Source organism: Streptomyces sp. NPDC050164, assembly GCF_044459945.1.
Lineage (GTDB): Bacteria > Actinomycetota > Actinomycetes > Streptomycetales > Streptomycetaceae > Streptomyces > Streptomyces coeruleorubidus_A.
This window is the reverse complement of the sequence record NZ_JBITJK010000019.1, coordinates 133184-150160: the sequence shown is the minus strand read 5'-3', so window position 1 is coordinate 150160 and position 16977 is coordinate 133184. Positions and strand designations below refer to the sequence as shown.

16 protein-coding genes are annotated in these 16977 nt (G+C 72.5%); 9 read left to right on the top strand and 7 right to left on the bottom strand.

The window, feature by feature from the left end; genetic code table 11:
• Positions 1 to 49: 49 nt before the first annotated feature.
• Positions 50 to 850, top strand: coding sequence for a hypothetical protein (locus tag ACIBNA_RS24735; RefSeq protein WP_399167304.1), 801 nt, complete (start codon positions 50 to 52; stop codon positions 848 to 850).
• A gap of 49 nt (positions 851 to 899) precedes the next feature.
• On the opposite strand, the gene ACIBNA_RS24730 is transcribed toward ACIBNA_RS24735, so the two are convergent.
• Positions 900 to 2642, bottom strand: a complete 1743-nt coding sequence (locus tag ACIBNA_RS24730) for a hypothetical protein (RefSeq protein WP_399167303.1) — start codon at positions 2640 to 2642, stop codon at positions 900 to 902.
• Positions 2643 to 2838: 196 nt separating this feature from the next.
• On the opposite strand from ACIBNA_RS24730, the gene radA reads away from it, so the two are divergent.
• Together radA and disA are read left to right on the top strand one after the other, a co-directional pair.
• Complete coding sequence (gene radA, locus ACIBNA_RS24725; protein WP_274818156.1) at positions 2839 to 4248, top strand: DNA repair protein RadA; 1410 nt, start codon at positions 2839 to 2841, stop codon at positions 4246 to 4248.
• 81 nt (positions 4249 to 4329) lie between these two features.
• Entirely contained in the window at positions 4330 to 5454 is a 1125-nt protein-coding gene (gene disA / locus ACIBNA_RS24720) for a DNA integrity scanning diadenylate cyclase DisA (protein ID WP_029181796.1), read from the top strand.
• A gap of 86 nt (positions 5455 to 5540) precedes the next feature.
• Here disA and ACIBNA_RS24715 read toward each other — a convergent pair whose 3' ends face one another.
• Positions 5541 to 6398, bottom strand: coding sequence for a hypothetical protein (locus tag ACIBNA_RS24715; protein WP_399167302.1), 858 nt, complete (start codon positions 6396 to 6398; stop codon positions 5541 to 5543).
• Between the two features lie 175 nt (positions 6399 to 6573).
• Here ACIBNA_RS24715 and ACIBNA_RS24710 point away from each other — a divergent pair, with 175 nt between their 5' ends.
• A complete protein-coding gene (locus ACIBNA_RS24710; RefSeq protein ID WP_399167301.1) occupies positions 6574 to 7215 on the top strand; it encodes a phosphatase PAP2 family protein in 642 nt (213 codons plus the stop codon).
• A 61-nt stretch (positions 7216 to 7276) separates the two neighbouring features.
• Here ACIBNA_RS24710 and ACIBNA_RS24705 read toward each other — a convergent pair whose 3' ends face one another.
• On the bottom strand, positions 7277 to 7951 hold the full coding sequence (locus ACIBNA_RS24705) for a response regulator (RefSeq protein WP_399167300.1): 675 nt from the start codon (positions 7949 to 7951) through the stop codon (positions 7277 to 7279).
• A gap of 11 nt (positions 7952 to 7962) precedes the next feature.
• Complete coding sequence (locus ACIBNA_RS24700; RefSeq protein ID WP_399167299.1) at positions 7963 to 9522, bottom strand: sensor histidine kinase; 1560 nt, start codon at positions 9520 to 9522, stop codon at positions 7963 to 7965.
• A gap of 119 nt (positions 9523 to 9641) precedes the next feature.
• Here ACIBNA_RS24700 and ACIBNA_RS24695 point away from each other — a divergent pair, with 119 nt between their 5' ends.
• The 5 genes from ACIBNA_RS24695 (at position 9642) to cseC (ending at position 14246) form a co-directional block, all read left to right on the top strand.
• On the top strand, positions 9642 to 10577 hold the full coding sequence (locus ACIBNA_RS24695) for an A/G-specific adenine glycosylase (protein ID WP_399167298.1): 936 nt from the start codon (positions 9642 to 9644) through the stop codon (positions 10575 to 10577).
• 285 nt (positions 10578 to 10862) lie between these two features.
• Entirely contained in the window at positions 10863 to 11402 is a 540-nt protein-coding gene (locus ACIBNA_RS24690; protein ID WP_274818149.1) for a SigE family RNA polymerase sigma factor, read from the top strand.
• The gene (locus ACIBNA_RS24685) at positions 11390 to 12043 is read left to right on the top strand and encodes a hypothetical protein (protein WP_399167297.1); all 654 of its coding nucleotides are present in this window, start codon (positions 11390 to 11392) and stop codon (positions 12041 to 12043) included. The genes ACIBNA_RS24690 and ACIBNA_RS24685 overlap by 13 nt, the downstream gene beginning before the upstream one ends.
• 136 nt (positions 12044 to 12179) lie before the next feature.
• Positions 12180 to 12881 carry a two-component system response regulator CseB gene (cseB, locus tag ACIBNA_RS24680; RefSeq protein WP_399167296.1) on the top strand — a complete coding sequence of 234 codons (702 nt, stop codon included), beginning with the start codon at positions 12180 to 12182 and terminating at the stop codon, positions 12879 to 12881.
• 9 nt (positions 12882 to 12890) lie between these two features.
• Positions 12891 to 14246: a two-component system sensor histidine kinase CseC gene (gene cseC, locus ACIBNA_RS24675; RefSeq protein WP_399167295.1), complete on the top strand. Its 1356-nt coding sequence runs from the start codon at positions 12891 to 12893 to the stop codon at positions 14244 to 14246.
• Between the two features lie 13 nt (positions 14247 to 14259).
• On the opposite strand, the gene ACIBNA_RS24670 is transcribed toward cseC, so the two are convergent.
• The 3 genes from ACIBNA_RS24670 to ACIBNA_RS24660 form a co-directional block, all read right to left on the bottom strand.
• On the bottom strand, positions 14260 to 14706 hold the full coding sequence (locus tag ACIBNA_RS24670) for a VOC family protein (RefSeq protein ID WP_399167294.1): 447 nt from the start codon (positions 14704 to 14706) through the stop codon (positions 14260 to 14262).
• Between the two features lie 63 nt (positions 14707 to 14769).
• The gene (locus ACIBNA_RS24665; RefSeq protein WP_399167319.1) at positions 14770 to 15213 is read right to left on the bottom strand and encodes a helix-turn-helix transcriptional regulator; all 444 of its coding nucleotides are present in this window, start codon (positions 15211 to 15213) and stop codon (positions 14770 to 14772) included.
• A gap of 109 nt (positions 15214 to 15322) precedes the next feature.
• On the bottom strand, positions 15323 to 16912 hold the full coding sequence (locus ACIBNA_RS24660) for an MDR family MFS transporter (RefSeq protein ID WP_399167293.1): 1590 nt from the start codon (positions 16910 to 16912) through the stop codon (positions 15323 to 15325).
• Positions 16913 to 16977: the final 65 nt, after the last annotated feature.

Sequence of the window (16977 nt, the reverse complement as noted above, 5' to 3'; positions counted from 1 at the left end):
GTGCCGTCCTCCGTCCTCGGTGCGGGCACAAGGCCCGTACTCTGGACCCGTGCCAAAGACGAAAAAGGCGAAGCGCGACAAATCACCGAGCGTCCCGCGGTCCGACGAGAAGGGCCTCGACTTCGCCCGTGCCTGGGTGGAGTTTCCTGATCCGGCGGACGACGAGCAGGTCTTCCGCTGCGATCTGACATGGCTGACCTCTCGCTGGAACTGCATCTTCGGCAGCGGCTGCCAGGGCATCCAGGCCGGCCGCGCGGACGACGGGTGCTGCACGTTGGGTGCCCACTTCTCCGACGAGGACGACGAGAAGCGGGTCGCCGAGCATGTGGCGAGGCTCACGCCGGACATCTGGCAGCACCACGCCGAGGGCACGCGGGGCGGCTGGATCTCCGAGGACGAGGACGGCGACCGGCAGACACGTCCCTTCCAGGGCTCGTGCATCTTCCAGAACCGGCCCGGCTTCGCGGGCGGCGCGGGCTGCTCGCTGCACATCCTCGCCCTGAAGGAGGGCCGCGAGCCGCTGGAGACCAAGCCGGACGTGTGCTGGCAGCTGCCGGTGCGGCGGACCTACGAGTGGATCGACCGGCCCGACGACACGCGTGTGCTCCAGGTGTCGATCGGTGAGTACGACCGCCGCGGCTGGGGGCCGGGCGGCCACGACCTGCACTGGTGGTGCACCTCGGCGACCTCGGCGCACGGCGCGGGCGAGCCGGTGTACGTCTCCTACCGGCCGGAGCTGATCGAGCTGATGGGCAAGGCCGGCTACGACCGGCTGGTGGAGCTGTGCGAGGAGCGGCTGGCCTCGCAGCTGCCGTTGCTGGCGCCGCATCCGGCGGATCCGGTCGACTGAGGTCCGCGACCACTTCGGATTTCAGGACTTTCGGGGCTGCTAGGGCCGTCTAGGACGTGGACGGGCTCGGGTCGCCGCCGTCCGAGGGCGGGGGCGTCGAGCCCGTCGGTTCCGTCGGGTCCGGGTCCGGGTCCGGGTCCGTTGGTGTGGGTGTGGGGTCCGGGTCGGGTGACGGGGGCGGGGTGGTCGGCGCCGGGTCCGGTGGGGCCGAGGTCGTGGGCGTCGGGTCGGGCTGGGTCTCAGGCGGGTCGCCCGGGCCGCCGGGGCGGGGGTCCGGACGCGGGCCGGGGTCGGAGGGGCTGGGCGCGGTGCCGAAGCCCTCGATGTGGACGACGGCGCCCACCGGTGCGACCGCCACCTGCGCGTGCCAGGGGCCGGAGGGCTCCCGCAGCTGGTCGACGTACACCTTGATCGTCAACGACTCGCCGGGCCGGAGCGTTCCCGACGACTGGCTCAGGTAGAGCCAGTCCGCTCCCGTGGACGCGGACCAGCGGACCGGGGCCGGGCCCGTGACGCTCAGGGTGACGAGGGTGGTGTCGCCGCTGTTGCCGGCCGTGACCTCCAGGCCGGCCGCGCTCTTGCCGGCGCCGGCGACGCCGATGACCTCCACGGAGACGTCGGCCTTGCCGTTCTTGCCGAAGCGGGGACCGGGGCTGGTGCTCGCGTTGCCGGTGTTCTCGTAGCCGCCGCCGGCCATCTCGCCGTCCAGGCCGAACGGGTCGTCCGCCTCGCGTGCGGAGGCGGAGCGGACGTCGTGGCCCTCGCCGACGGGGGTGCCCCGGTAGGTGGTCCACAGGGCGAGCACGGGGGCGGCCACGACGGTGGCGACGACGGTCGTGGTGACGGCACGCGCGCGCAGGCGGTCCCTTCGGGCGGCACGGTCCTTGGGATCCATCGGGAAGCCGCGCCGGTCGAAGCGGGGTCCGGCGCCACGCGCGCGTGGGTGGTGGGCCATGGCGACGTGCAGGGCCGCGCGCGGGGCCGGCAGGACGGGCAGTTCGGCGGGTGTGACGCTCGTGCCGGGCCAGCGGCCGGGGATGGCGCGCTCGGCGGTGCGGCGGCAGCGCGGGCAGTCGTCGACGTGCCGGACGAGTTCGCGGCGCAGGGCCGTGCCGAGCACGGGCCGGTCGTCGCCGACGAGGTGCGCGACGCTCGGACACGCCCCGGTCTCGACCACGGCCAGGGCCGCACGCGTGCGTTCCACCTCGCAGGCAGCGGAGGCGAGCAGGTCGCGGGCGGCGGCCGGGTCCATGCCCAGGACGGCGGCGACCTCCTGGGCGGCGAGGTGGTGGCGCACGGCCAGTTCGAGCGCCTCGCGCTGCTCCGGGGTGGTGCCGGCGGCCTCCGGCCAGGCCAGCAGGGCCAGTTCGCGCCGCCGCCGCTCCCGGACCTCCTCGGAGACGGCCGGGCCGGCCGGCCGGTCGGCGCGCTGCGGGCGGCCCACCGCGTGGCTGCTCTGACGTTTCTGCTTGGCCTCGGCCAGCTTGCGCAGGCACGCCCAGCGGGCCAGCGCGTACAGCCACGCCCTGCGGTCGGCGGGGGCGTCGGGTACGTGCTTGCCGCGGCGTTCGGCGAGGGCGAGGGCGTCGCCCAGGGCGGCGGTGGCGGCGTCGTGGTCGCAGAGCACGGACAGGCAGTACGTGAACAGGCCGTCCAGGTAGGGCTCGTAGCGCGCGGGCGGCCGCTGCGCCAGCGTGCGCGCCGCCCCGCGGTCACGCGCTTCCCGGTGCGCCCGGTGCGGGCCGGCCGTGCGGGTCGAGCGGGTCGAGATCTCCGGAGTACTGCTCATCATTCGGCGACCGTAGGGGGCCGGGAGTGACACCTTCCGGCGGCTTGAGCACATTTAATCCGTACGGGTGAAACGATCCCTCAAATGGGGACATGAACCAGTGGTTCCGCCGCTGGCGCGGGGTGGCGGAGCCCTGGCGCGCAGGTGGCCGACCCGGTCGGTCCCCGCGTTGTCAGCGCCTGCGGCTACGGTTTCGTCCATGGCTGCCCGTACGAAGACCACCAAGGACCGCCCGTCCTACCGCTGCACGGAGTGCGGCTGGCAGACGGCGAAGTGGCTCGGCCGCTGCCCCGAGTGCCAGGCCTGGGGGACGGTCGAGGAGTACGGCACGCCCGCGGTCCGTACGACGACACCGGGGCGGGTCACCACCTCCGCCGTGCCCATCGGCCAGGTGGACGGCCGCCAGGCCACCGCCCGCTCCACCGGCGTGCCCGAGCTGGACCGCGTGCTCGGTGGCGGACTGGTGCCCGGCGCGGTGGTGCTGGTCGCGGGCGAGCCCGGCGTCGGCAAGTCGACGCTCCTGCTCGACGTGGCGGCCAAGTCGGCGAGCGACGAGCACCGCACGCTGTATGTCACGGGCGAGGAGTCGGCGAGCCAGGTCCGGCTGCGCGCCGACCGCATCGGCGCCATCGACGACCACCTCTACCTGGCCGCCGAGACGGATCTGGCGGCGGTGCTGGGCCACTTGGACGCGGTGAAACCGTCGCTGCTGATCATGGACTCGGTGCAGACGGTGGCCTCCCCGGAGATCGACGGCGCACCCGGCGGCATGGCCCAGGTGCGGGAGGTCGCCGGGGCCCTGATCCGGGCCTCCAAGGAGCGCGGCATGTCCACGCTGCTCGTGGGCCATGTCACCAAGGACGGCGCCATCGCGGGCCCGCGCCTGCTGGAACACCTGGTGGACGTCGTCCTGCACTTCGAGGGCGACCGGCACGCCCGCCTCCGGCTCGTCCGGGGCGTCAAGAACCGCTACGGCACCACCGACGAGGTCGGCTGCTTCGAGCTGCACGACGAGGGCATCACGGGCCTGACCGACCCGAGCGGACTCTTCCTGACCCGTCGGGCCGAACCGGTCCCGGGCACCTGCCTGACCGTCACTCTGGAGGGCCGCCGCCCGCTGGTCGCCGAGGTCCAGGCGCTCACGGTCGACTCGCAGATCCCCTCCCCGCGCCGCACCACCTCGGGCCTGGAGACCTCCCGGGTCTCGATGATGCTGGCGGTGCTGGAACAGCGTGGACGGATCAGCGCCTTGGGCAAAAGGGACATCTACTCCGCGACGGTCGGTGGTGTGAAGCTCTCGGAACCGGCCGCGGACCTGGCCGTCGCCCTCGCGCTGGCCAGCGCTGCGAGTGACACACCTCTCCCCAAGAACCTCGTCGCGATCGGGGAAGTCGGCCTCGCGGGCGAGGTGAGAAGGGTCACGGGCGTGCAGCGCAGACTGGCCGAAGCCCACCGTCTGGGCTTCACACACGCCCTCGTACCAGGCGACCCGGGCAAGATCCCCTCGGGTATGAAGGTTCTGGAAGTCGCGGACATAGGGGACGCCCTGCGGGTCCTCCCCCGGTCCCGTCGCAGAGAGGCCCCACGGGACGAGGAGGGTCGCCGGTAGACTTTGCCCTGGTCTCGCCCGTCCGTGCGAACCAGGTGTGCGACACGGGGGCGCCCCAGAACCTGCGACCGGAGGAGTGCAGTGGCAGCCAACGACCGGGCATCAGCTCCCGGAAAGTCCGGCGGGAGTGCCGGTACCGATGGCCTGATGCGCGCCTCGCTGAGCGCCGTGGCGCCCGGAACCGCCCTGCGTGACGGCCTGGAGCGCGTGCTCCGCGGCAACACCGGCGGACTCATCGTCCTCGGCTCCGACAAGACGGTCGAGGCGCTGTGCACCGGCGGTTTCGTGCTGGACGTCGAGTTCACCGCGACCCGTCTGCGCGAGCTGTGCAAGCTGGACGGCGGCATCGTGCTGTCCTCGGACCTGTCGAAGATCCTGCGCGCGGGCGTGCAGCTGGTCCCCGACCCGACGATCCCCACGGAGGAGACGGGCACCCGGCACCGCACGGCGGACCGCGTCAGCAAGCAGGTCGGCTTCCCGGTCGTCTCGGTCTCCCAGTCGATGCGGCTGATCGCGCTGTACGTGGACGGCCAGCGCCGCGTCCTGGAGGACTCGGCGGCGATCCTGTCCCGCGCCAACCAGGCCCTGGCCACCCTGGAGCGCTACAAGCTCCGCCTCGACGAGGTCGCGGGCACGCTGTCGGCGCTGGAGATCGAGGACCTGGTGACCGTCCGGGACGTCTCGGCGGTCGCCCAGCGGCTGGAGATGGTGCGCCGCATCGCCACGGAGATCGCCGAGTACGTGGTGGAGCTGGGCACGGACGGCCGACTGCTGGCCCTCCAGCTCGACGAGCTGATCGCCGGTGTGGAGCCCGAGCGCGAGCTGGTCGTCCGGGACTACGTCCCCGAGCCCACCGCCAAGCGCTCCCGCACGGTCGACGAGGCGCTGGCCGAGCTGGACGCCCTCACCCACGCCGAGCTTCTCGAACTGCCCACGGTGGCACGGGCGTTGGGCTACACCGGTTCGCCCGAGACGCTGGACTCGGCGGTGTCGCCGCGCGGCTTCCGCCTGCTCGCCAAGGTGCCCCGGCTCCCCGGCGCGATCATCGACCGCCTGGTCGAGCACTTCGGCGGTCTGCAGAAGCTGCTCGCCGCGAGCGTCGACGACCTCCAGACGGTGGACGGCGTCGGCGAGGCCCGGGCGCGCAGCGTCCGGGAGGGGCTGTCGCGACTGGCGGAGTCGTCGATCCTGGAGCGGTACGTCTAGCCGCACGTTTTGAGACACACGGCTGTCACGCCTGAGGGCGGTACCCGGCAAGGGGTACCGCCCTCGGGTGTCTGAGCCACCGGGTTCTAGTCGGCCGACAGCACGAACGACGTCTGTACCTTCGCAAAGCCCGGAGCCTTCGCTTCCACCAGGTACGTGCCCGTCCCGGCCGAGCCCGCCGGAGGCGTGGCGCACTCGGGGACGCTCGGCTTGCGGTCCCAGCTCACGGTGTAGGTGATGCCGCTGCCCGCGGGCACCCGGTACAGCTGGTGCGCGGCGGCCTTGGGGCAGTCCTTGGAGGACCAGTAGGCGTCGTCGGAGCTCGCCGGGGTGATCGTGAACACCGCGTTCTTCGGCCCGAGATCGATCTTGCAGTCGCTGCCGGAGATGTTCCGCGCGGTCAGCAGGAACGTGGGCGTCTGCTCGGGGTCGTAGGTGTTGTGCCGGCTGCGCAGGCTGAACTTGACCACGCTGGCGGTGCAGTTGGGCAGCGTGGAACCGGCCGGCAGCGTGTCGCCCACGCCGACGCCGCCCACCGTGGTACCACCGCCGGAACCACCGGCGCCGCCCGATCCGCCGGCCCCACCGGATCCGCCCGAGCCGGAACCGCCGCCGGAACCCGTGCCGGAACCGCCCTCGGAGCCGTCGCCGGAACCGTCCCCCGACCCGGACGACGAACCGCCGGAGCCCGTGCCGCCCGACTCGTCGCGTCCGCCGGGCGCTTGGCTGATGGCCGGACCCGAACTCGACGGGCCGGGCGTGATGGAGGACGCGGGATTCTTGCCGTTGGCCTCGTTGTCGCGGTCCTTGCCGCCCCCGCCGCCCATGGTCACGATCCAGGTGGTCAGCAGCGCCAACAGGGCGACCACAGACACCAGTACGACCCTCCGACGCCAGTAGATGGAGGAGGGAAGCGGCCCGACCGGATTGCGCAGAGATCCCACGGCGCAAACCTTACGAGAGATCGGCGCGTTCGCTTGTCCCACCCGCCGCTCGGGACCACAACTTTTCCGGATCATCATCCCGGAAACCACCGCCCCACCCCTGTCTTTCGACAGGTACGGCACGCGACGATCGCTGGGTGTGACGGTATCGACCCGCCGCCTACCGTCCGTGACCATGAACTTCGAGGACAGCGCGCTCTACCGCGACATCACCGACTTCGCCCACGGCACCCCGATGTGGGTACAGCACGGGGCCGGTATATGGACGGAGGCCGGACTGCTGGTCTTCGTCGCGTTGTTCGCCACCGCCTGGTGGCGTGCCCGCCGCGACACTGCCCACGCGTTCGCGATCGCGGCCCTCGCACCTCTGGCCACGGCCGTGGCGTACGTGTGCAGTGAGGTGCTCAAGTCCGTGGTCGCACAGGAGCGTCCGTGCCGGGCGGTCGCCGGTGCGGCCGCGTCCCTCGCCGAATGCCCACCGCACGGCGACTGGTCCTTCCCGTCCAACCACGCCACGATCGCGGGCGCAGCGGCGGTCGCCCTCGCCCTGGTCCGGCGCGCGCTCCTGTGGCTGACGGCCCCGCTCGCCCTGCTCATGGCCTTGTCCCGGGTCTTCGTCGGCGTGCACTATCCGCACGACGTCGTCGCGGGGCTGGGGCTGGGCACGCTCGTCGTTCTCGTCGCCGTACGGCTGGGCACGGGCCCGGCTACGCGGCTGGCCGAGGCGATGCGCACCTCGTCGGCGCCGGCCGTGCGGTGGTTCACCGGGCCGGGCGCGGCGCCCGTCGCGTCGTACGGCTCGCACGCGCGGCGCTGAGCCGACCGGTGTGCGCATCACCGAGCCGGGACGCGCCCCCACCGCTGCGCCGCCCGGGCCGTCACGACTCCACCAGCCCCGACTCGTACGCCACGATCGCCGCCTGCACCCGGTTGCGCACGCCCAGCCGGTCCAGCACCGCGCTCACGTACGCCTTCACCGTGCCCTCGACGAGGTGCAGCCGGGCGGCGATCTCCGGGTTGGACAGGCCGGCGCCGACCAGGCCGAGCACCTCGCGTTCGCGGGGGCTCAGCACGGCCACGCGTGCGCGTGCCTGTGCCTCACGGGTGAGCCGGCCGCCACCGAGGCCCTCGTCGATGACGTACCGGGCCACCTTGGGCGAGAGGAACGCGGCGCCGGCGGCCACCGCCCGTACGCCGGCTATGAGTTCGTACGGGTCCCCGGACTTCAGCAGGAAGCCGGTGGCGCCGCCGCCGAGGGCACGGGTCACGTAGGCGCCCTCGGAGAAGGTGGTGAGCATCGCGACGGCCGTGCCGGGCACGGTTCGTACGATCTCCTCCGCCGCGGTGAGGCCGTCCAGGCGGGGCATGCGGATGTCGAGCAGGGCCACGTCCGGGCGGTGGGCACGGGCCAGCTCGACCGCCTCGCGGCCGTCGCCCGCCTCGGCGACGACCTCCGTGGCGCCGCTGCTGCCCAGGATGGCGCGTACTCCGGCCCGGACCATGGCCTCGTCGTCGGCCAGCAGCACGCGAATCGCCGTGCTTACCTCGCTCATCGTGCGAACTCCTAGTGTTCTTCCCGGCCTTCGCCGGACCGGCTGATGGCCGGCACCACGTCCTTGGCGACCAGCCGCCCGGCGTCGAAGCACAGTCTGAAGTGGTCGACGGAGACGAAGAGTTCGCCGCTCGCGCGGTAGTAGCGGCAGTCGGCTCCCTCGGGTGGGGCGGGAGCCCGGTCGTCGGGCGGGTCGTTCACGTCACGCTCGGGCAGCACGCGCTCGACGTCGGCCGCCGGGGCGCCGAGGCGCAGTTTCGCGTACGCGGCGGGTTCGAGCACCGAGTGCGTCTCAGCGTACGCGTACCAGCCGAAGGCGGCACCGACGAGGACGACACCCACACCGGCCGCGGTGCCGAGGCCGACGGCGAAACGACGCCGGGCGTGCGTGAACGGCGCGCGGGCGGGGCCTGCCGGTCTGACCGCGGTCCGCTGCTCGAGGACGTACGCCCGGACCCGGAAGCCCTCCTTGTACGGGCCCGCCTCGAAGGTGCCGCCGACGGCGGTCACGGCGGCCCGCAGCCCGAGCAGGCCCGTGCCGCCCCGGGAGGGCCGGGAGCAGTCCTGGGTGGCCCGGCCGTTGGTGATGGTGACGGACGCCCCCGCGGCCCGCCCCGTCACCGCCACGGTCACGGGAGCGCCCGGTGCGTGCCGTGCCGCGTTGGTCAGTGCCTCCCGGACCACGCGGTGCAGCAGCCGTTCGGCGACCCCGCCGGGCGCCGCGGCCGGGCCCTGCCCGGCGGGCTCCCAGCGCACCGGGAGGCCCGATTCCGCGGCCCGGGCGACGAGTTGCTCCAGGGTCTCGCCCGCCGGGGCCAGCGGTACGGGCTCGTCGTCGTCCTCGCGCAGGACGCCGATGATGCGGTGCAGCCGGTCCGTGGCGTCGGCGGCCGCCGCGCGCAGGTCGGCCGCCGCGGCCCGGTGCTCGCCGACGAGTCCGGGGGCGACCTGGAGGGCGCCCGCGCGCAGGGCGATCAGGCTCAGCTCGTGGCCGAGGGAGTCGTGCATGTCCTGGGCGATCCGGGCCCGTTCGCGCAGCCGGGCGCGTTCCTCGGCGAGGCGGGCCTCGTCCTCCAGCCGGGCGGCGCGCAGCCACCCCGCCTCGGCCAGCTCGCGGCTCTGCCGCCAGTAGCGCCCGCCGAGCCAGGGGAAGACGCAGCCGAAGAGCAGCGTGCCCGTCATGACGAGCCACTCGGGGACCGGGTCTACGCCGACGAGCACGATCCGGGCGGTGCCGACGCAGCCGACGGCCGCGAAGCACAGCGCCGCGGGGCGTGCCCGGCCCGCCCGCAGCCCGAGCAGCAGCGCGAACACGCCGAGGGCCGGGCCGTAGGAGACGGTGAACAGGGACGGGGTGGCGGCGAGGCTCAGGGCCGCCGCCAGCCCGAAGGCCGCGAGCGGCAGCCGCCGGGACAGGCCGGCCGCGACCGCCAGGACCGTCACACCGGCCAGTTGCTGCCAGAGGGGACGCGGCTCGTTCAGCCCGATCCGGTCCGCCGTGAGCGCGGGCAGGGCGAGGGCCGCCCAGAGCAGGGCGCAGCCGCCGAGCCGGGCGGGACGAGGACGTTCCATTCGCCCGACGCTATAGGCGGACGGCGGGGCGGCACCGCTGCCGATCGTCAGGTACGCCTGTCCCTCCTGGGTGGTGGTGTGCCCGGATCGCGGCCCCCGCGTGGCAGGATCGAATGGCCATGACTGCTCCCACGAAGCCCCCGCACACCAGCCCCACCGACCCCGCGCCCGGCCCGCCCCCCGGCGGGAGCCTGCACTCCCCCGTCATCGACTGGTTCGACGAGAACGCCCGTGACCTGCCGTGGCGGCGCCCCGAGGCCGGGGCGTGGGGTGTGATGGTCAGTGAGTTCATGCTCCAGCAGACGCCGGTGAACCGCGTCCTGCCCGTCTACGAGCAGTGGCTGGCCCGCTGGCCGCGCCCCGCCGACCTGGCCAAGGAGGCGCCGGGCGAGGCGGTCCGCGCCTGGGGCCGGCTCGGCTACCCGCGCCGCGCCCTCCGGTTGCACGGCACCGCCGTCGCGATAACGGAACGGCACGGCGGTGACGTACCGGCCGACCACGCCCAGCTGCTGGCGCTGCCCGGCATCGGCGAGTACACGGCCGCCGCCGTCGCCTCCTTCGCCTACGGGCAGCGCCATCCGGTGCTGGACACCAATGTGCGCCGGGTCTTCGCCCGCGCGGTCACCGGCGTGCAGTACCCGCCGAACGCCACCACCGCCGCCGAGCGCAAGCTCGCCCGCGCGCTGCTGCCCGAGGACGAGCCGACCGCCGCGCGCTGGGCCGCCGCCTCCATGGAGCTGGGCGCCCTGGTGTGCACGGCCAAGAGCGAGTCGTGCCACCGCTGCCCGATCGCCGCGCAGTGCGCGTGGCGGCTGGCGGGCAAGCCGGAGCACGACGGGCCGCCGCGTCGCGGCCAGACGTACGCGGGCACCGACCGGCAGGTCCGCGGGCGGCTGCTCGCCGTGCTGCGGGAGGCGCACGGTCCGGTTCCGCAGTCGGCCCTGGACCGCGTGTGGCACGAGCCGGTGCAGCGGGCCCGCGCCCTGGACGGCCTCGTCGCCGACGGTCTGGTGGAGCCGCTCGAGGACGGGCTGTACCGGCTGCCGCTGACCTGACGTACAGGCAGGTCACAGGCGCGGGTCGTCGCCCGTCACAGTGATCGGGGTGGACAGATCACCCTTAATCCACCCCAACACGCCCACCGCTCTACCCCGTTCCGACGTCCGTTACACAACCGACGGACAGCCGAGTGCTAGCCGAAGGCTGCTTCGGACAGTGCCGTGACAACGCCTCCGTACCTTCAATTCCGTTCCCGGAAGACACGGGACAAGCACGGAACACAGGCAGTACACGGGCGGCGCGGAGCCGGCCCGTAACGGGGAAGCGGGAGGCGGTTCACCATGGCGCAGGGCGAGGTGCTCGAGTTCGAGGAGTACGTCCGCACGCGGCAGGACGCGCTGCTGCGCAGTGCCCGCCGTCTGGTCCCGGACCCGACGGACGCGCAGGACCTGCTGCAGACCGCGCTGGTACGGACGTACGGCCGCTGGGAGACCATAGAGGACAAGCGGCTGGCGGACGCCTACCTGCGCCGGGTGATGATCAACACGCGGACGGAGTGGTGGCGGGCCCGCAAGCTGGAGGAGGTGCCGACCGAGCAGCTCCCGGACGCCTCGGTCGACGACTCCACCGAGCAGCACGCGGACCGCGCCCTGCTGATGGACGTCATGAAGGTGCTCGCCCCGAAGCAGCGCAGTGTCGTCGTACTGCGACACTGGGAGCAGATGTCCACAGAAGAGACGGCCGCCGCCCTCGGCATGTCGGCCGGAACGGTCAAGAGCACGCTGCACCGGGCGCTCGCCCGGCTCCGCGAGGAGCTGGAGTCCCGCGATCTGGACGCACGCGCGCTGGAGCGTGAGGAGCGGGAGCGGTGCGCGGCCTGACCGGCGAGGGGTCTGCACGGACCCGGGGCAGCATCCAGGCGGTGAGTACGGCCCTGGCCGTGCTCACCGCCCTCGCCCTTTTCGTGTCCGCATGCGGCGCGGGCGGCACCGGCGCCCGAGACGAGGGCCCGGCGCACTCCGACTCGGTGGCGGGCGCCGCCGTCACACCGTCCGCCGCGCCGTCGAAGACGCCCGACACGGTCGACGCGGTCCGGCTCGTCAAGGACGACCCGAAGGTCTCCCCCGAGGTGAAGCGCGAGCTGAAGCCGTGCGTCGCCGACGAGTACCCCGTCGACGTGTCCTACGGCGACCTGACCGGCGGGGCGGCCGACGACGTCGTCGTCAACGTGCTGACCTGCGGTGACGCTGTGGGTGTCGGCAGTTACGTGTATCGCGAGCAGGACGGCTCGTACGAGAATGTGTTCAAGGCCGAGGAAACCCCGGTCTACGCGGAGATCGACCGCGGCGACCTGGTCGTGACCAAGCAGGTGTACGAGAAGGGCGACCCGGTGTCGAGTCCCTCCGGGGAGAACGTGATCACGTACAGATGGGTCTCCGGCCGGTTCGACGAGAAGTACCGCACGCACAACGACTACGGGAAGGTCGTCGGCGACACCCCCACGCCGGAGCCCGCGAGCTGACGCGGGCCGAGGGCGCGTGAACCGATCGGGCCGCTCGGAGCGATCCACCGGTGAACGCATCACACGGACCGTGCGTCCCCCAGAGGGAACGCGACAGAACGCACCCACGAACCACACGAGGACTGAGAGCACCGGGATGGCAGACCAGACCCACGTCCTGTTCGTCGAGGACGACGACGTCATCCGTGAGGCCACGCAGCTCGCCCTGGAACGGGACGGCTTCGTGGTCACCGCCAGGCCCGACGGGCTGTCGGGCCTGGAGGCGTTCCGGGCGGACCGCCCCGACATCGCGCTGCTGGACGTCATGGTTCCCGGCCTCGACGGGGTCAGCCTGTGCCGCCGTATCCGGGACGATTCGACCGTGCCGGTCATCATGCTGTCGGCGCGGGCCGACTCTATCGACGTCGTGCTGGGCCTGGAGGCGGGTGCCGACGACTATGTGACCAAGCCGTTCGACGGCGCCGTCCTGGTCGCCCGGATCCGCGCGGTGCTGCGCCGGTTCGGGCACGCGGGCGGCGGCCGGACCGAGGAGCCGGCCTCCCCGGCGAACGGTGGCGTGCTGACCTTCGGGGACCTGGAGGTCGACACCGAGGGCATGGAGGTCCGCAGGGCCGGGCAGCCGGTGGCGCTGACGCCGACCGAGATGCGGCTGCTGCTGGAGTTCTCCACGGCGCCGGGCACGGTGCTCTCCCGCGACAAGCTGCTGGAGCGGGTGTGGGACTACGGCTGGGGCGGGGACACCCGCGTCGTCGACGTGCACGTGCAGCGGCTGCGGCAGAAGATCGGCCAGGACCGGATCGAGACGGTCCGCGGCTTCGGCTACAAGTTGAAGGCCTGAGCAGGGGTTATGAGGGGGCACTTCCGGCGCCTGGTCGCCACGGGCTTTGAGCGCGCGGGCATTCGCACGGGCCTCAGATGGAAGCTGAGCGCGGCCATCGCGCTGGTCGGGGCGCTGGTGGCAATCGCGCTGAGCCTGGTCGTGCACAACGCCGCCCGGGTGTCGATGCTGGACAACGCGCGTGACCTCGCCGACGAGCGCATCCTGATCGCCCAGCGCAACTTCGAGCTGTCCGGGCGGATGAACTTCCCCAACGCCAAGATCGACGACCCGGACCTGCCGTCGGCGCTGCGGGACCGGGTGGAGGCGGGCCAGCGGGCGACGTACGTGGCGGACCGGCCCGGTGGCGTGCCGGACATATGGGCCGCCGTGCCGCTGAAGAACGGGCAGGTGATGTCCCTGCACTCGGGCTTCACCGACCGCAGCTCGGACATCCTCCAGGACCTCGACCAGGCCCTGATCATCGGCTCCATCGCGGTCGTCCTCGGCGGCAGCGCGCTCGGTGTGCTCATCGGCGGGCATCTCTCGCGGCGGCTGCGCAAGGCGGCCGTCGCGGCCAGCCAGCTGGCGGGCGGCGAGACGGACGTGCGCGTACGGGACGCCATGGGCGGGGTCGTCCGGGACGAGACCGACGACCTGGCGAGCGCGGTGGACGCCATGGCGGACACGCTGCGGCAGCGGATCGAGGCCGAGCGGCGGGTCACCGCCGACATCGCGCACGAGCTGCGCACACCGGTGACCGGGCTGCTGACCGCCGCCGAACTGCTGCCGCCCGGCCGCCCGACCGAGCTGGTGCTGGACCGGGCGAAGGCCATGCGCACGCTCGTGGAGGACGTGCTGGAGGTGGCCCGGCTGGACGGGGCCTCGGAGCGGGCGGAGCTCCAGGACATCATGCTGGGCGAGTTCGTCGCCCGGCGGGTGGCGGCCAAGGACCCGGACGCCGAGGTGCGGATCGTGCACGAGTCGGAGGTCACCACCGACCCGCGGCGCCTGGAGCGGGTGCTGTTCAACCTGCTCGCCAACGCGGCCCGGCACGGCAAGCCGCCCATCGAGGTCATCGTCGAGGGCCGGGTCATCCGGGTCCGCGACCACGGGCCCGGCTTCCCCGAGGACCTGCTCGCCGAGGGGCCGAGCCGCTTCCGCACCGGCAGCACGGACCGGGCCGGGCACGGCCACGGCCTCGGCCTGACCATCGCGGCCGGTCAGGCCCGGGTGCTGGGCGCCCGGCTGACCTTCCGGAACGTGCGCACGCCCGGGACACCGGAGGAGCTGCCCGCCGAGGGCGCGGTCGCCGTGCTGTGGCTGCCGGAGCACGCGCCGACGAACACGGGCAGTTATCCGATGCTGCCGGGGTCGGGGACGTAGTCCCTCGGGGTGGTCAGCAGGTCCAGTCCTGGTCCAGGTCGAGTCCGCCTTCGCGGGGCTGGGTGAACGAGAACCAGTTGCCGGAGTCGTCACGGAACAGCGCCTCCGTGCCGTACGGGCGCTCCTGCGGCTCCTGGAGGAACTCCACGCCCCGGTCCTTGAGCTTCTCGTAGTCGCCGTGGATGTCGTCGGTGGTCAGCACGCCGGCGCCGAGCGCGCCCTTCGTCACCAGCTTCCGGAGCATCTCGGCGGACTCGGGGTCCATCGCGGGACCGCCGGGCACCATCAGCGTGAGCTCGACGTCGGGCTGGTTCGGCGAGCCGACGGTGAGCCAGCGCATGCCACCCTCGCCCATGGTCATGTCCCTACGGACCTCCAGGCCCAGTTTCTCGGTGTAGAACTCCTTGGCCCGGTCCTGGTCGAGGACCCAGACGGTCGAGATGGCGAGACCCTTGATCATGGCGTGCTCCTGCTGCTCGGCGGCCGGTCGATGCTTGCCCTGCCACCGTAGGCAGCGGGGGTGTCAGCCCGCTTCTCCGGAATTGCGCTGCTTGCCGGAGCCGGGGCCCGTGCCGGAGCCAGGTGGCGGTCGGAAGCCGCCGGCCCACAGCATGGCGTAGCAGCCCGGTATGAGGGCCGCTCCGCGCCCCACGTGCTTCGTCCGGTACTCGCTGGGCGTCAGGCCGGTCCACGCCTTGAAGCGGGTCGAGAACGTGCCGACGCTGCTGAAGCCGACCAGGTGGCAGATCTCCGTCACCGACAGGTTCGCGGTGCGCAGCAGGTCCTCGGCGCGTTCTATGCGGCGGTGCGTGAGGTACTGCCCGGGGGTCTCGCCGTACGCCTCCTTGAAGGCGCGGATGAAGTGATACCGCGAGTACCCGGCGTGCGCGGCGACGGCGCCCAGGTCGAGATCCGGATCGGCCCAGTCCCGGTCCATGGCGTCCTTGGCGAGGCGCACCTGGCGCATCTTGTCCATGCGATCGATGGTGGCACGGGGGTCTGACAATGGGACGTGTGCGGCCGGGCATGACAAAACCCCCGGGGCTGACACACCCCGGGGGCCTCGTACGGTCCTGTCAGACGGCCTCCACCACGGGCGGCTGCGCCGCCGGAGTGTCCGGCTCGTCCTTCGCCTTCGGCCCCGCACCCTTGAGCGGGACCTCCTTGACGAACACGGCCGCTGCCAGGGCGACCACCGCCACCACGGCTCCCAGCAGGAACGCCGAGTGCGTGCCGGCGGAGACCGCGTGCTGGTAGGCCTCGCGGACCGCCTCCGGCAGCTTGGCCAGGCTCGCCTGGTCGAGCTGGGCGGACTGCTCGGTCACCTTGGAGCCCAGCGCCCCGGCCCGCTCGGCCATGACGTCCTGGACGCGGTTGTTGAACAGCGCGCCCATGATCGCGACGCCGAAGGAGGAGCCGAGGGTGCGGAAGAGGGTGGTGGACGAGGACGCGACACCCATGTCCTTCATCTCCACGCTGTTCTGCGCGACCAGCATGGTGATCTGCATCAGGCAGCCCATGCCGAGGCCGACCACGGCCATGGAGACGCCGGACGTGAACCGCGAGGTCCCCGTGTCCATCGTGGACAGCAGGTACAGGCCGACGATCATCAGCGCGCTGCCGAGAACCGGGAAGACCTTGTACCTGCCGGTGTTCGTGGTCACCCGCCCGGCGACCATCGACGTGACGAGCATCGCGCCGAGCATCGGCAGGAGCAGCAGCCCGGAGTTGGTCGCGGAGGCGCCCTGCACGGCCTGCTGGTAGAAGGGCAGGAACAGCGTGGCGCCGAACATCACGAAGCCCGTGATGAAGCCGATGACCGACATCAGCGTGAAGTTCCGGCTGCGGAAGATGTGCAGCGGCAGGACCGGCTCCGCGGCCCGCGTCTGCCAGAACACGAACCCGACGAGTGCGGCGACCCCGATGCCGATCAGCTCCATGATCCGTGCGGAGCTCCAGGCGTACTCCGTGCCGCCCCAGGTGGTCACGAGCACGATCGCGGTGATGCCGACGGTCAGCAGGGCGGCGCCCAGGTAGTCGATCCGTGCCTCGGACCGCTTCTTCGGCAGGTGCAGCACCGCACTGACGGCGACCAGCGCGACCACGCCGAGCGGCAGGTTGATGTAGAACGCCCAGCGCCAGCCCCAGTTGTCGGTGATCGTGCCGCCGACCAGCGGGCCGCCGATCATCGCCAGCGCCATGACGCCGGCCATCATGCCCTGGTACTTGCCGCGCTCCCGGGGCGGGATCAGGTCACCGATGATCGCCATGACGCCGACCATCAGACCGCCGGCACCGAGCCCCTGGACGGCCCGGAAGCCGATCAGCTCGCCCATGTTCTGGGCCATGCCGCTGAGCGCCGAGCCGATCAGGAAGAGGACGATGGACGACATGAACGTGCCCTTGCGGCCGTACATGTCGCCGAGCTTGCCCCACAACGGGGTGGAGGCCGCGGTCGCGAGCGTGTAGGCGGTGACCACCCACGCGAGGTGTTCGAGGCCGCCCAGTTCACCGACGATCGTCGGCATCGCCGTACCGATGATCATGTTGTCGAGCATCGCGAGCATCATCGCGATCATTAGCGCGAGCAGCACGACCCGCACGCTCTTCGGCTGTTTCCCCCCGGTGTCGGCGCCGACCGCCGGTGTCTCCGTCGTGTCCGCCATCGCTTTCCCACTCCCCAGCTACCGCTACTTACTTGCCGACCGGCTAGTGACTACACTCGGAAGCT